Annotated in this window: 13 protein-coding genes; 5 read left to right on the top strand and 8 right to left on the bottom strand. The window is 44.6% G+C overall.

Features of this window, described 5'->3' with window-relative positions:
• Window positions 1–3: 3 nt before the first annotated feature.
• Window positions 4–1395 carry a sensor histidine kinase gene (locus tag DESHY_RS02755; RefSeq protein WP_008410248.1) on the bottom strand — a complete coding sequence of 464 codons (1392 nt, stop codon included), beginning with the start codon at window positions 1393–1395 and terminating at the stop codon, window positions 4–6.
• The gene (locus DESHY_RS02750) at window positions 1388–2074 is read right to left on the bottom strand and encodes a response regulator transcription factor (RefSeq protein WP_008410246.1); all 687 of its coding nucleotides are present in this window, start codon (window positions 2072–2074) and stop codon (window positions 1388–1390) included. The genes DESHY_RS02755 and DESHY_RS02750 overlap by 8 nt, the downstream gene beginning before the upstream one ends.
• 105 nt (window positions 2075–2179) lie before the next feature.
• Here DESHY_RS02750 and DESHY_RS14075 point away from each other — a divergent pair, with 105 nt between their 5' ends.
• The gene (locus tag DESHY_RS14075) at window positions 2180–2416 is read left to right on the top strand and encodes a hypothetical protein (protein WP_162470929.1); all 237 of its coding nucleotides are present in this window, start codon (window positions 2180–2182) and stop codon (window positions 2414–2416) included.
• 43 nt (window positions 2417–2459) lie between these two features.
• Here DESHY_RS14075 and DESHY_RS14675 read toward each other — a convergent pair whose 3' ends face one another.
• From DESHY_RS14675 to DESHY_RS02730, 4 genes are all read right to left on the bottom strand, one after another.
• Entirely contained in the window at window positions 2460–4244 is a 1785-nt protein-coding gene (locus DESHY_RS14675; protein ID WP_008410244.1) for a sigma-54-dependent Fis family transcriptional regulator, read from the bottom strand.
• 146 nt (window positions 4245–4390) lie between these two features.
• The gene (ehuA, locus tag DESHY_RS02740; protein ID WP_008410242.1) at window positions 4391–5182 is read right to left on the bottom strand and encodes an ectoine/hydroxyectoine ABC transporter ATP-binding protein EhuA; all 792 of its coding nucleotides are present in this window, start codon (window positions 5180–5182) and stop codon (window positions 4391–4393) included.
• Between the two features lie 12 nt (window positions 5183–5194).
• Window positions 5195–5866: an amino acid ABC transporter permease gene (locus DESHY_RS02735; RefSeq protein ID WP_008410240.1), complete on the bottom strand. Its 672-nt coding sequence runs from the start codon at window positions 5864–5866 to the stop codon at window positions 5195–5197.
• A gap of 45 nt (window positions 5867–5911) precedes the next feature.
• Window positions 5912–6751: an amino acid ABC transporter substrate-binding protein gene (locus DESHY_RS02730; RefSeq protein WP_008410238.1), complete on the bottom strand. Its 840-nt coding sequence runs from the start codon at window positions 6749–6751 to the stop codon at window positions 5912–5914.
• Window positions 6752–6939: 188 nt separating this feature from the next.
• Here DESHY_RS02730 and DESHY_RS02725 point away from each other — a divergent pair, with 188 nt between their 5' ends.
• Window positions 6940–8595 carry a Na/Pi cotransporter family protein gene (locus DESHY_RS02725; RefSeq protein ID WP_008410236.1) on the top strand — a complete coding sequence of 552 codons (1656 nt, stop codon included), beginning with the start codon at window positions 6940–6942 and terminating at the stop codon, window positions 8593–8595.
• Window positions 8596–8659: 64 nt separating this feature from the next.
• On the opposite strand, the gene thrC is transcribed toward DESHY_RS02725, so the two are convergent.
• Together thrC and DESHY_RS02710 are read right to left on the bottom strand one after the other, a co-directional pair.
• Window positions 8660–10162 carry a threonine synthase gene (thrC, locus tag DESHY_RS02720; RefSeq protein WP_008410235.1) on the bottom strand — a complete coding sequence of 501 codons (1503 nt, stop codon included), beginning with the start codon at window positions 10160–10162 and terminating at the stop codon, window positions 8660–8662.
• Between the two features lie 452 nt (window positions 10163–10614).
• The gene (locus tag DESHY_RS02710; RefSeq protein ID WP_008410233.1) at window positions 10615–11379 is read right to left on the bottom strand and encodes a hypothetical protein; all 765 of its coding nucleotides are present in this window, start codon (window positions 11377–11379) and stop codon (window positions 10615–10617) included.
• A gap of 165 nt (window positions 11380–11544) precedes the next feature.
• On the opposite strand from DESHY_RS02710, the gene DESHY_RS02705 reads away from it, so the two are divergent.
• The 3 genes from DESHY_RS02705 to DESHY_RS02695 all read left to right on the top strand — a co-directional run bounded on the left by DESHY_RS02705 (window position 11545) and on the right by DESHY_RS02695 (window position 13581).
• On the top strand, window positions 11545–11724 hold the full coding sequence (locus DESHY_RS02705) for a hypothetical protein (RefSeq protein WP_008410232.1): 180 nt from the start codon (window positions 11545–11547) through the stop codon (window positions 11722–11724).
• 170 nt (window positions 11725–11894) lie between these two features.
• A complete protein-coding gene (locus DESHY_RS02700) occupies window positions 11895–12980 on the top strand; it encodes a tetratricopeptide repeat protein (RefSeq protein ID WP_008410231.1) in 1086 nt (361 codons plus the stop codon).
• A gap of 121 nt (window positions 12981–13101) precedes the next feature.
• Entirely contained in the window at window positions 13102–13581 is a 480-nt protein-coding gene (locus DESHY_RS02695; RefSeq protein ID WP_048817815.1) for a hypothetical protein, read from the top strand.
• Window positions 13582–13656 lie beyond the last annotated feature (75 nt).

Genomic DNA, 13656 nt, shown 5'->3' with positions numbered 1-13656 from the left:
AACTTACAGTACAATGGTGAAGGTACTGCCCTTGTTAATTTCGCTCATGACTGCAATGGTGCCGCCGTGCAGCTCTACAATCTGCTTGGCAACGTACAGACCAATACCGGCACCGCCCTGGGAAGCGTTACGGGACTTATCACTTTTATAAAAATGCTCAAAAATATTATTTAATTCTTCAGAGGCTATTCCTATACCGGTATCAGCAACCTGAATAACAATTTTATTGTCTTGATATTTTGCACTCAGAGTAATTGAGCCGCCAGCCGGGGTAAATTTCAAAGCGTTATGTAATAAATTAATAACAACCTGCGGGAATCTGTCAGGGTCAACCGATATTGTCAGTTTTGGCGTGATATCCAATTTTAACAAAATGTTTTTTTTAGAACAGTTTAAAGAAAAGGATTCGGCAATTTGTTCCAACAGGCAGCCTAAATTAACTTCCGACTTACACAGCTGTAAATGGCCGGTTTGCAATTTAGCCAGGTCAAGCAAATCATCTGTTAACTTGGCTAGCCGACCTGCTTCTTGATAAGATAATTGCAAGTATTTTTGCTGGTGTTGCGGTTCCACAATGCCGTCCAAAATGGCCTGTATAAAACCACGGATAGTTGTCAAGGGCGTCCGTAATTCATGTGATACATTGGCCAGCAGCTCTTGACGCATTCTTTCGGTCTGTTGTATTTGCTGGCGCATAAACAAAAAGGATTTTGCCAGCCGACTAACTTCATCCGCCCCGTTGATATCAATGGGGCGGTCAAATTTACCGGCAGCAATTTCTTCCGCAGCCTGGCTTATTTTAACAATAGGGACTGAAATGCGGTAAGAAACCAAATGTATCAGGAGGGTGGCAAGCAACATAAAAGCAGCTGCGGAAAGCCAAACAATTTTATTGATGGGTTGAACTATTTTTTTTATCTCATTAAGGGGAGAGAACAATAATACTGCCCCGACAATTTCCTGATTAATTGATAAGGGCATGCCTACATAAACCACATATGTTTTTAAATAACCTGAAAACTCCTTTTTTTTCATTACAGTTGAACCGGACATGATTTTTGGAATATCTTTAACCAGACCGGCTTCATTGTTAATTGCTTCGAAGTTAAAGGCATTCTTTGCCACTTTAGGGGAAAGATTAAATATATATATTTTAGTACCGGTAATCTTTCCCAGATGATCAACGGCTTGTCTGATTTGTTCCGGTTGTTGATGAAAGGCAGGTTGATTAAATAACTCATTAATTTCCCGGCCCAACATTAATAAATCCTGTTGCTTTTGCTGCAGGTGATAATCACTGATAAAGGTATTAAGCAGAAAGGCCAGGGTAGTAACAGATAAAATATTAACAGCCAAATAAGTAACAAACATTCTTTGAAAGATATTTTTAAACATTCTTAACCTCTAAACAATAACCAATTCCCCAAACGGTTTTAATTTGCCAACCGGTGGCATGGTTTTCTAATTTTTCGCGTAGCCTTTTAATATGAACATCAACTGTTCGTGTTTCACCAACATAATCATAGCCCCAGACTTTCTCCAGTAAGGTGTCCCTTGAGAAAACAATGTTCGGGTGAGAGATTAAGAAATGTAGCAGGTTAATTTCCTTGGGTTTTAAAGGTACGGGTGCACCGTTAAGGAGCACTTCGTATTTTGCCATATCCAAGCAAAGATTGCCAACCACCAGGGTGTTTTTTGCAGCTTGTCGGCTAGTTTGACGCCTTAAATGGGCTCTCACTCTGGCACATAACTCTTTGGGGTCAAAGGGTTTTACCACATAATCGTCCGCTCCGGTGTCCAAGCCGGCAACTTTATCCTCCGAAGTGTCCTTCGCAGTCAACATGATAACCGGCATGGTATAGTGCTGACGGATTAAGCGGCAAACCTCCAGGCCATTAATGACAGGCAACATAATATCCAATATAATTACATCCGGCTTTTCGGCATGCAGCAAATTTAAGCCGGTAGAACCGTCATGGGCCAAAACAACCGTGTAACCTTCTTTTTTAAAATACAGAGCTAACAGCTCACAGATATTTCGGTCATCTTCAATGATCAGTATTTTATAGGACATTTAAAAATCACCTTTATTAACTGGAATAGTTTATTATTCGTTGCGTGAATAAAAAAACCTTCTACAAAGAAGATTCAGGGAGTTGACAAACATTATCGGTGGTTTATGATCCCCTTTGGCTCCGGTCTACGCGCCGACAGCACTATGATTAGCTTCGGTCACCCTTGGGGGTCGCCTCAACCGGTCCATCCTGGCCCGGTTCGGGTAGCGCCCACGTCCTGTGAACGCCACCCCAATGTTTCCTTTTGCTCATCAAGTGCTGTGACCGGCGCTTCGACAAGTCGCCGACAGGGGATCATAAAACCTCCTCACTTTATTTTACAACCTTTGTCTACAGTCTGAACCTTCTGACAAAGAAGGTTGCGGTTTAATGTTCTGTCTTATTTTACTTGTCATAAAGCCGGTGCTGTTTTAACTTACGGTAAAGGGTGGCGCGGCTGATGCCCAGGGCAGCAGGCAGATCAGTAAAGTTTAATTTGCCGTCTTTGACTTGTTTCAGATACCCCAATAGTAACTGCTTTTCATAGTGCTTAATTTGTTCTTCTAAGTTAATCTGTTTGGTATGATCCCGGCGCAGCCAAAAAGAGCGAATCTTGGCAGGAATACTGTCCAGGCAAATATATTCGGATGGTTCCATGTTAACCGCATATTCCACAGCATTTTCCAGTTCCCTGATATTACCCGGCCAATGATATGCCAAAAAGGCTTTACGAATGTCTTCGCTGAAGCCGCGGATCTGTTTGCCCATCAAATGGCGGTATTTTTGCAGAAAATGATCCATTAATATTTCTATGTCTTCCCGGCGCTCCCTTAAGGGAGGAACGCTAAAGGGGATAACACTTAAACGGTAATATAAATCCTCTCGAAATTCGCCTTTGGCACACATGGCTTCCAAATTGCGATTGGTGGCTGCAATAACCCGCACGTCCACCGGGATTACTTTGTTGCCGCCTACCCGTTCTACCTGTTTGCGCTGCAATACATGAAGCAGCTTTACCTGCAGATGCAGAGGGAGATCGCCAATTTCATCCAAAAAAATGGTACCTCCGTCAGCCAGCTCAAATTTACCCGGACGGCCTCCCTTGCGGGCGCCGGTAAAAGCTCCTTCTTCGTAGCCAAACAACTCGCTTTCCAGCAAGGTTTCCGGAATTGCGCCACAGTTGACAATAACCAGCGGTTTATCCTGGCGTGGGCTGGCGTAATGAATGGCTCTGGCAAAAAGTTCTTTTCCGGTGCCGCTTTCCCCGATGATGAGAACGGTGGAGTTGCTTTGAGCCACCCGCAAAGCCTGGTTTTTTAAGTCATTTATTTTACTGCTGGCACCTTTAATCTGGTTTATTTCCAAATTCCGTTCAGTGCTGGCGATGGCGTAGGCACTTTTACGGGCTTCATCCAGATCCCTGAATAAGGCTACCGCGCCCAATGCCCGATTGTTCAATAAAACGGGGGTAGCACTGACCAGTAAATGAATTTTGGAGTTATTATGGTGGTAAAACTCTTCTTTGTCTTTATAACCTTGGCCTGTCTTAATGACATCGGCCAGGGGGGAGTGAGGCCAAATATCTAAAACAGAAAAGCCTATTAATTTGTCTTTGGGCCGCCGGGTAAGTTTTTCAGCTTCTTGATTGCAGTGGGTAATTAAACCGTTTTGATCAACGGCAATAATGCCCTGACTGATGGATTCAATAATTACTTCTAATCTTTTAGATTCGATATTAATCCTGTTATAAGCCTCCACTTCCGCAACATGGGAGGCCAGCAGGGAAGCCATATTTTGCAGGAATTCTTGCAGGTCTTCCCGATGGGTTAATAAGCGGCTGCGCTGCAAGTCATCAAAGGCCACCAGGGCCAGCACCCCGATGATTTCCTCCCGCAGCCTGATGGCACAGCATATTTCGCCGATTTCTCCTAAATCGCGGGGGCCGTAAAGATCACAGGCGGCGTCTTCAATGACAAAGGTTTCGCCTGTTTTTAAAACCCGGGCATAAAGGTATTGGGAGTTATGATAACGGGCTTCATAATCTTTTGTCCCAACCAGCCTTCTATACTTGCCGGTTCCGGCCACAATTGTAAACTCGTTATCAACTATTTCAGTCTCAACGCCCAGAACAACTGAAATGGTTTCTGCAATTTGCTGTGCTTTGGCAGCAATAGGCCATAATCTGGACATTTTAACACACCGCCCAATCAAACATTGTTAAGATATTTAATAAAATTTAGACAATTAAGCAAAGATCCCTGCAACTTATTAAAAAAGTCCGGCCACTTCTAAATTCCTGCAGACATCGGTTGCCTTGAAGTATGAAAGGAAGAACCCTATCCAACCTGCGGATAGGGTTCTTTGTCATAACTTCTTAATACGCTGCTTAAAAATTCTCTTGTTCTGGGATGCCTGGGCGAAGTGAAAATTTGCTCCGGGGTGCCGGACTCAATTATCTTACCTTCATCCATAAATACCACCCGATCAGCTACTTCCCTGGCAAACCCCATCTCATGGGTGACAATAATCATAGTCATACCTTCAGCGGCCAGGTTCTTAATAACCGCCAAAACCTCTCCCACCAGTTCAGGATCCAAAGCGCTGGTGGGTTCATCGAACAACATTAGTTTAGGCTTCATGGCCAGCGCCCGGGCAATGGCTACCCGTTGCTGCTGGCCGCCTGACAGCTGACTGGGGAAGCTGTCGGCTTTATCAGCCAGGCCCACTTTGGCCAGCAGTTCTTCGGCCAGCTGCCTGGCTTCTTGCCGGGATTTACCCAACACTGTGACCGGTCCTTCCATAACATTGGCCAAGGCGGTCATATGAGGAAACAGGTTAAAGCGTTGAAAAACCATACCAATGCTGCTGCGCAGCCGGCACAGGTCTTTGCCTTTAACGGGCAACAGCCTGCCGCCGGCTGACTGGGAAAATCCCACCGGTTGACCGTCAACCTCAACAACGCCGCTGTCCCTGGCTTCCAGATGGTTAATGCAACGGAGGAAGGTACTTTTGCCGGAACCGCTGGGACCGATAATGACAACAACTTCTCCCTGCTTAACTTCCAGGCTAATGCCCTTTAAAACCTGCAGTTTTCCAAAGTTTTTGCGCACATTTTCTGCGATTACCACAGGAACACCTCCTTAATCACCATCTGCCACCGCCAGCCTTTTTTCCAACCTGGTAAATATCGCAGTAAAGACGGTAGTCATTAGCAAGTAAAGCAAACCTGCGGTGACAAATATCTCCACCGGGCGGAAAGTGGCATTTTGCAGCAGCATGGCTGCCCGCATTAATTCCGTCATACAAATTACTGAAACCAGGGCACTGTCTTTCATCAGGGTGATGAACTCGTTACCCATGGGGGGCAGCAAGCGGCGGTACGCCTGGGGGATGATGACCCGCCGCATGGCCTGGCTGTAGCTCATCCCCATGGATAGGGCGGCTTCCATTTGACCTTTATCAATTGAAAGAATACCTGCCCGGATAATTTCAGCAATATAGGCGCCGCCGCATACGGAAAGTCCAATAACTGCTACGGTAAATTCTTCCAGAACGATACCTGCGAAGGCCAGGCCGTAATAAAGAAACATTAGTTGGAGCAACAGCGGTATACCCCGGATAACCCAGGTATAAAGCCCGCCCAACCAGCGCAGCAATTTAATGCCGGAGATTTTTGCCAGGGCGACAAACAAGCCAATCAGCGTCCCAAAGACAATGGCGAAAAAAGTGAGTTTTATTGTCATGAGTGCTCCCAACAGTAAATTGGGCATTATCTGCCAGATGAAATTTATGTCCAATGGGCCCAATTGCATGTTGTCACCAACCTTATATATTCTTTAATGTTCAAAAGCAAAAATCTATTCAGCTTTTGTTGTTATGTCTTTTTGGAACCATTTCATAGAGATTTTAGTCAGGGTACCGTCTTTTTGCATATCGGCAATGGCCTTGTCAATGGCTTCTTTTAATTCTACATCAGCTTTGCGGATCCCGATAGCCATAGGCTCTTTGGTTAATTGTTCGCCTACCACTTCAAAAACGCCGGGACGCTTGCCCAAGTAATGGCCGGCTGTCATGGCGTCTACCACTACCACGGGAATACGGCCAATTTGCAAATCGTTGAAGGCATCAGGGAAAGTTTTATAAAGTTTCGCTTCTTTCAAGCCTTCCATTTTCTTCACAGCTTCTTCACCGGAACTGCCGGCTTGAGTGCCTACCACTTTGCCTTTCAGGTCTTCGGCTGTTTTAAAACCGGTGGTTCCTTTTTTAACTACCATAACTAAACCGTCATTAATGTAAGGGGTAGAGAAATTAATGGATTTTTTACGTTCTTCTGTAACGGTCATACCGGAGATAATCACGTCAAAGCGTTTGGAATCCAAAGCCAGAATAACACCGTCCCACTGGGTGGGCTGCCACTGAATTTTAACGCCTAAACGCTTGCCAAGTTCTTCAGCCATGTCAATGTCAAAGCCGATTAATTCATTAGTCTTTTCGTCGCGATAACCCATGGGGGCAAAGGTATCATCCAGGCCTGCCACCAGGACACCCTTTTCTTTAACCAGTTCCCAGGTGTTTTTTTCGGCCTGTTTAGCCGGTTCCGGCGCTGCTGCCGGTTTCTCTTTGGTACTGCTGCAGCCTGCTGCCACCAGGGCGATTAACAACATGATAACCACCGGCCAAATACTACTCTTTTTCACTTCACCATTCTCCTCCCGCTATGTATTAAATTAATATCTCTTTGATATTTTAACTAACTAAAGTAAAAACGTCAATATGAAAAATAAGCAGAGAAAAATTAATGTAGTATTTACTGCAAAATTATTGCAGGAAATAAATTATTTGCTTATTCTTAAGTTTATTAAAGTTGGTTGGTGGGGGTGATCTAATGCATTGGAATGTGGTTGTCTTAAATATGATCGGAGGAGTGGGGCTGCTGTTGTACGGTATGTCCCTGATGAAAGAGAATTTACAAAAAGTGGCTGGCAGAAAATTGCGGCAGGTACTTATGCTGTTAACAAAAAATCGGTTTGTGGGAGTGCTGTTGGGAACTTTAATTACCTTGCTATTTCAAAGCAGTACAGCTACTACAGTTTTGCTAATAGGCTTAACCAGTGCTTCCATCATCAGTTTAAGGGAAACGCTGGCGGTGGTTCTGGGAGCTGATATTGGCAGTACTATTACTGCGCAGCTGATAGCCTTAAAGGCAACCGAAATATCTTTGCCTGTAATTTTTATCGGCTCGTTCATGTTCATAATGGCTAAATCAAACCGCAAAAAAAGAATGGCTTTAGCCTTGATTGGCTTTGGCATACTTTTCCTTGGTTTAAAAATTATGTGTGACACTATGAGCCCGTTAAAAACTGACCCAACGATAAGCAAAACATTAACGCAAATAAGCAGTTATCCCTGGCTGGGTATTATTGGGGCAGCAGTTTTTACTTTTTTGATTTCCAGCAGCGCGGCTGCTATCGGTATAATTATGCTGCTGGCCATACAGCACATGATTAGTTTAGAAACAGCTGTTTACATGCTGTTAGGAGCCAATATAGGAACCACTTTTACCCCTATGTTATCAAGCCTGGGTGCCAGTCGAGAGTCCCAACGGGTGGCACTGGCTCATTTTTTATTTAAAACAACAGGTGTTCTTGTTTTTTTGCCGTTCATGGAACAAATTGTTTGCTTGATGGTTTATGTTACAGATGCGCCTGGCTTTCAGGTAGCAAATACACATACTTTCTTCAATATCGTCATTACCCTGCTGTTTTTACCTTTCTTAAAACATTGTGCTTATTTTCTTGAAATAGTACTGCCGGATAAGAACCAGGGCGGTCACATTAAGCCAAAGTACTTAGAAGATAATTTCTTGCCAAGTCCGGAATTAGCAATTGGTATGGCCAGCAAAGAAATTATGAACATTTCCGATTATGTTATTGATATGATTAAGCCTGTCTACACTTTATTTGCTTGCTATGATCAAGAAAAAGCAGACAAAATATTAGAGGAGGAAGAAAAGGTTGATCTGCTGGCGATGGCAACCAATAATTATTTAACTAAATTAATGAGAACACCGTTAACCAGGGAAGAATTCAATAAAACGCTTGGGTTGCTTAATATAGTGAGGGAATACGAGTTTGTGGGAGATATTGTAGAAAGGAATGTCATAGGAATGGCAGAACGTATGAATATGAAAAATCTGGAGTTTTCAACTATGGGTCAACGAGAAATATTTGCCCTGCACCAAAAGGTTGTGCAAATGATATATTTAGTAAATACGGCCCTGGCTACAAATAGTTGTTTATTGGCAGAAAAAGCCAAAATATTACAGGAGGAAATTGTTGATTTGCAATTTCGCTTGCAGATGAGTCACTTAGCCAGGATACAAAAGGGTGGCATCAAAACTGATAATTTAACTTTTATTTACATGAGTTTGCTAGATTGCTACCTAAAAATCAGCGAGCATATGAAAAATATTGCCGCGGTTCTTACTAATGACCTATCCTGTGTATGGCCGGAGGAAAAATTGCAACCAAGTTACAATTAGATTTTGCAATATATCATGCAAAAAAAGACCGTACCGCCATGAATGCGGTACGGTTTTTATGATGCTACCTGGCCAGTAGGACAGATCTGACAGCTTCATTAATTTTATCTCTGTCAGTTACGGCCCGGTGTAGAACCGGTCGTTTGTCCAGGTTACGCAATCCCTTGGGAATAGGCCAGCCGGTGTAAAAGGACAGGGTATCAAGCAATTCAAATTCACTCTTGCCGGCAATACCGGCTTCTCCCAGCAGAGCGCCGGCTACGCTGCCGTTAAATTTAAAGGGACTGGCGGTGGCAGCAACCACGCTGTAAGTAGCATCGCCGGTGGCTTGACGGTATTTTTCCAAAACCCTTACAGCTACGGCGGTGTGAGTATCCAGCAGGTAGCGGTGCTGCTGCCAGGTTTCCCGGATGGTGCTAAGAGTTTCCTGATCATCGGCAAAATCTGACCAGAAATGGCTTTGCACTTTATCAAGGGTGTCTTGATCAACAACGTAGCTTCCCTGGGTCTTCAGTTGATTCATCCAGAGGTTGATTTTAGCAGCCTGCCGGCCGGTTAATTCGTACAGCAGCCGCTCCAAGTTGCTGGAGATTAAAATATCCATAGAAGGGGACAGGGTTTTGAGAAATTGCCGGTTGCGATCATAGGACCCGGTTTGGATAAAATCTGTTAACACATTGTTGGCGTTGGCGGCACAAATTAATTTGTTAATGGGTAAGCCCATGGTTTTGGCATAAAAACCGGCTAAGATATTGCCAAAATTACCTGTGGGCACGACAAAGTTAATTTTTTCCCCCGCCCTTATTCTTCCTTCCTTAAGCAAATCAGCATAGGCAGAAAAATAATAAACAATTTGGGGTACCAGCCGGCCCCAGTTGATGGAGTTGGCAGAGGAAAGGCGGTAGCCTTTACCTGCTAAAAGCAGAGCCAGTTCTTGATCACCGAAAACCTGCTTTACACCGCTTTGAGCATCATCAAAGTTGCCCCGTACACCTATCACATGAACATTGCCTCCCGTTTGGGTCACCATTTGCAGCCTTTGCACTTCACTGACTCCTTGCTCCGGGAAGAAAACAACAATGCCGGTGCCGGGCACATCTGCAAAACCTTCCAGGGCAGCTTTGCCGGTATCACCGGAAGTAGCTACCAAAATAATTATTTCGGCAGTTTCTCCGGTCTTTTCCATAGCTTTAACTAAAAACTGCGGCAGGATTTGCAGAGCCATATCCTTAAAAGCACAGGTAGGTCCGTGCCACAGTTCCAGTACAGAGGTATCAGGCGTGAGGGATCTTACCGGCGCCACTTCGGGCACATCAAATTTATCGCCGCCGTAAGCGGCTTCAACACAATGAAGTAATTCTTCATTGCTAAAATCAGTCAGAAAAGGTTGTAAAATTGCTACCGCCCTCTCGGTATAAGGGAGAGAGCTTAATGATAGCAGTTGCTCCTCTGTTAAGGTAACCCTTTCTACCGGTACAAACAAGCCGCCATCGGGTGCGATGCCCATTTTAATTGCTTCAGCGGCAGCCAGAGCAGGTGCGTTGCCACGTGTGCTTTCATACTTCATAAAAAAGGCCTCCTATGTACATGAACATTTGTCCTTAATAAATAATTACATTAAACTACAAAATTCCCTTTTAGTAAAGATTGCCGGGCTGAAAAAACCCTCCGGAATTAATTTCGGAGGCAGGCCGGTTGTAACAGGTATTTTTCTCCCGGTTGTTTACCTCCCTTTTGCCAAAAAGCCAGGGAGGACATTTTGTTTTCATGTATAAGCACCGCAGGTTGGTACAGCGCCCCAGGCAAAGATTAAAGACAAAGGCAGGGGGGCGCAACCAAGGTTGCGCCACAGACGGTAGCAAAGAATGTAAAACAAAGCGAGGTGGTTTTATGATCTCCTGTCGGTGCGTAAACCGGAGCCAAAGAGGTTCATAAACCACCGATAATGTTAGTCGACACTCTGGGGCGCAACCGCAAGGTTGCGCCAAGTCCAAATTTGGATATGAGTCAGTACCTTACTTAAAATACTGTTTCGTTTTGCAGTTCTCTTTGAAAATCTTCCAGGGCTTTCAGCTTATATTTCTCAATGTCCGGCAACAAGGCAGATTCAACTGCGGCGGGCAGAACGCCAGAATCATTGGGCTGGGTAATATCTTTTTTATTAATTAAATTATTAAATCTGCAGCTGCAGCAGCTTTCCACAACTTTTGGCAGGCGCACGGCAGGTTTGCCCACAATGGCATGCACAATGATATTTCGTTCTTGAAACAGTTTAACCCTAATGTTAAACCTAATAAAGTTGATAATCAGCGTCAGGCAAGGATCTATCTTTGTTAAGTTAAATAACCGGTTAAAACATCCCCGGTGGCCGGGTACCACTTCTACCTCCACACAAACTCCCTGGGCTTCGCTGAATTCTTTCTGGGTAAGCCGGTGTCGGTGGTGGATGGCTGCAGTAAATTCATTAAATTTGATTTCCTTGGCAAAGCAGCCCGGAAAGCTTTGGCAGTAAGGAGACCCCACCTTGGGGAAGAATTTCAGGCATAAAATATAGTCCACACACAATAACAACCTGTCACAATTAAAGGTAATGGTACGACCCGTGATTTCTATGTTTTCGCATTCAACCCGGCAGATATTGGAAGGAAACACGAATATATTGGTGTCTACAAAAGCGTTATGGCCGGTTTCATCGTCAACGGCAAATACCACCGGCACACAGATGTCTACAGGCGCAGGGGGGCATTTGGGCTTAAATCGGTCATCCTGCATTTCTTTAGTCATATAGACCCTCCTTAATAATGATAATTAAGGCTGCACAATAATAGCCGGCCTCTATTGCATAATATTGTAATTTTTACCAATGTGTTACATAAAATTGTATATTTTATTTAATGGTAACACTTACCGGTTAATTTACATAGGCTACAGAAAGGAGGAGGTGTTTTGATGAGTCAAAAAGATTTATTAAAAACCATTTTTTTCCATAAATATCATGTTGCCGACCTGCCTGGCTTGGCTGAACTGATAAAGGAGATAAAAGAAAATAAGAAGCAAAATTATCCATTAACTGAAAATACAAAAGCGGTTCAAAAGTTTATCCGCTCGGTTGTTAACTATAAAAAATAATAGGGCGTTGTTGACGCTGCAGTTGACAGTTATCTTTGCCTACAAACGTAAGCCCTTATTTGGGCTTTTCTTTTTGTATGTACAGGCACGCCGGAAGAATTGTTTTTATAAAATATCTGGTAAAGTGTTGACAAAATGCAATTTTTTGTACCGGACGAGGGGGAAAAGAAATGTTTAATATGAATGAGTGGAAGAAACCACGATTTTTTGCTTTACCCCAGTTGCAAGTTCATAACACCGCTGCTTGCCAACAACACACAACCTCATCGGAAGGTTCCGAGGGCAACCGGCAGGTAAGCGAGCAACAAATAACAAAATATCCGGCGGTAGTAAAAAAAGGCCCGGGTTCACATCTCAGTGCCCTGTGGGATGCTGTAAACGAAATTATCAAAGGCACCGCACCGGCCGGGGAGAAAAAAGAAGCTCAGGATGCAGGTTGTCCTCAAGAGTCATGGGAGCCGGAGGAGAATCCCTGGCAGCCGGCAGATCAAGCAGGGAGTGATTTTTTGTCGGATGACCATGTAGCAGACCTGACCGGTGATTGGCTGCAGGAGGAAGAGCCGGCTGACTGGGAGAAAAGGGATGAACAAGATGAGACAAAAAATTGGGCGCCAAGTGAAGAACCAGACGAGGTACAAGATTGGGAGCAAAATAATGTAGATATTAATGAACAAGTATGGGAAGCAACCGGTAAACAAAATGAAAAATCACTGCCTGATCAAGATCAATTTCTGGCCGGCTTTCATTTATATGATTTGGCTCTGGGAGGTGACCCGGGGGCTTTACCAAGCGCCCTTGCGTTGTGGGAAGCAATCTACCGGGAGCATCCCCAAAACAACCTGGCCCGGGCTTATTACGGAGCCTGTCTGATTCTTGAGGCAAGCACCGGCGACAGTCAAGACGAATTTCTTCGCCGTTCCGTCCATGGGCTGCAACTGGTCAACAGCGCTCTACAGGAAGAACCGGGCAATCTCAGGCTGCGGTATTTGCGAGCTTACCTATATTACTACAAGGTGCCGGAAGATGTGGCCCTTTCAATTGAACAGGCCATTGAGGATTTTGTTTTCTTGCAGCAAACCTATGAACAGGATAACCAAGCCTTTGATACAGAGCTTTATCATCAGGTGATGTTCGATCTTGGTTTTGCTTACCAGCAAGCCGGTAAGCTTGATCAGGCTAAAAAAATATGGGCAAAGCTGTATGGACAATGGCCAAACCCCAGGTACAGAGAAGCACTGAAAAAATTATTAATATGAAAAAATTGGCTGTCGGTTAATTATCACCCATTAGTGTCCCGGCCGATAAAATGTTAACAACCAATGAAAGGTTGGCTTCAACCAAGCCATGTTGAGCATGAAGGAAGGTCGGGGTGATTTTATGGAAGAAACAACAAGCAGTGCCGGCCGGGAGAAGTATGAGCTGACTGATGAACCGGCACAGGTTGGCCGGGAAACGGCAGAAGCACGGGAACAATTGCCGGAGCAGGCCGGCGCAAACTCGGAAGCCGGCGATATCCGGGAGGATGTTAACTTAAATAACGACGGTATGGATTATTGGCTGCAGGAATTTGAAAAGATGCTGCAGGAGTATAAGCCGTTAAGCCAAGTATTTACACAATTTAAAAGCAAACTGGGCAAACCCAAGACTTTATTAGTGGTTGGGGGTGGCGTGGCAGCCCTTAGCCTTGCTTTGGTGAGCGTGGTGGCCGGTCAAAGGATACGCCGGCGCACGGTTATCCATACGTTACCGGTACAAAAGCAGCCCGACTCAGAAGCAGCCGCACCGCAGCCGGTGCCGGTTGCCCCTGCCAAGCGAAATCCCCCGCCTGTGCCCTGGCCCTTTATTTTCTTTAAATAAAAAACAGACGGCGCAGTGTGCCGCAAATTTTTGATTGCCTAATAAATATAACAGCATTAACCTGCTGATGATCCG

Origin of the sequence: Desulforamulus hydrothermalis Lam5 = DSM 18033 (assembly GCF_000315365.1) — a bacterium.
Taxonomy (GTDB): Bacteria; Bacillota; Desulfotomaculia; order Desulfotomaculales; family Desulfotomaculaceae; genus Desulfotomaculum; species Desulfotomaculum hydrothermale.
Note: the sequence above shows the minus strand (reverse complement) of the source record. Positions and strands in the feature narration are given on the sequence as shown.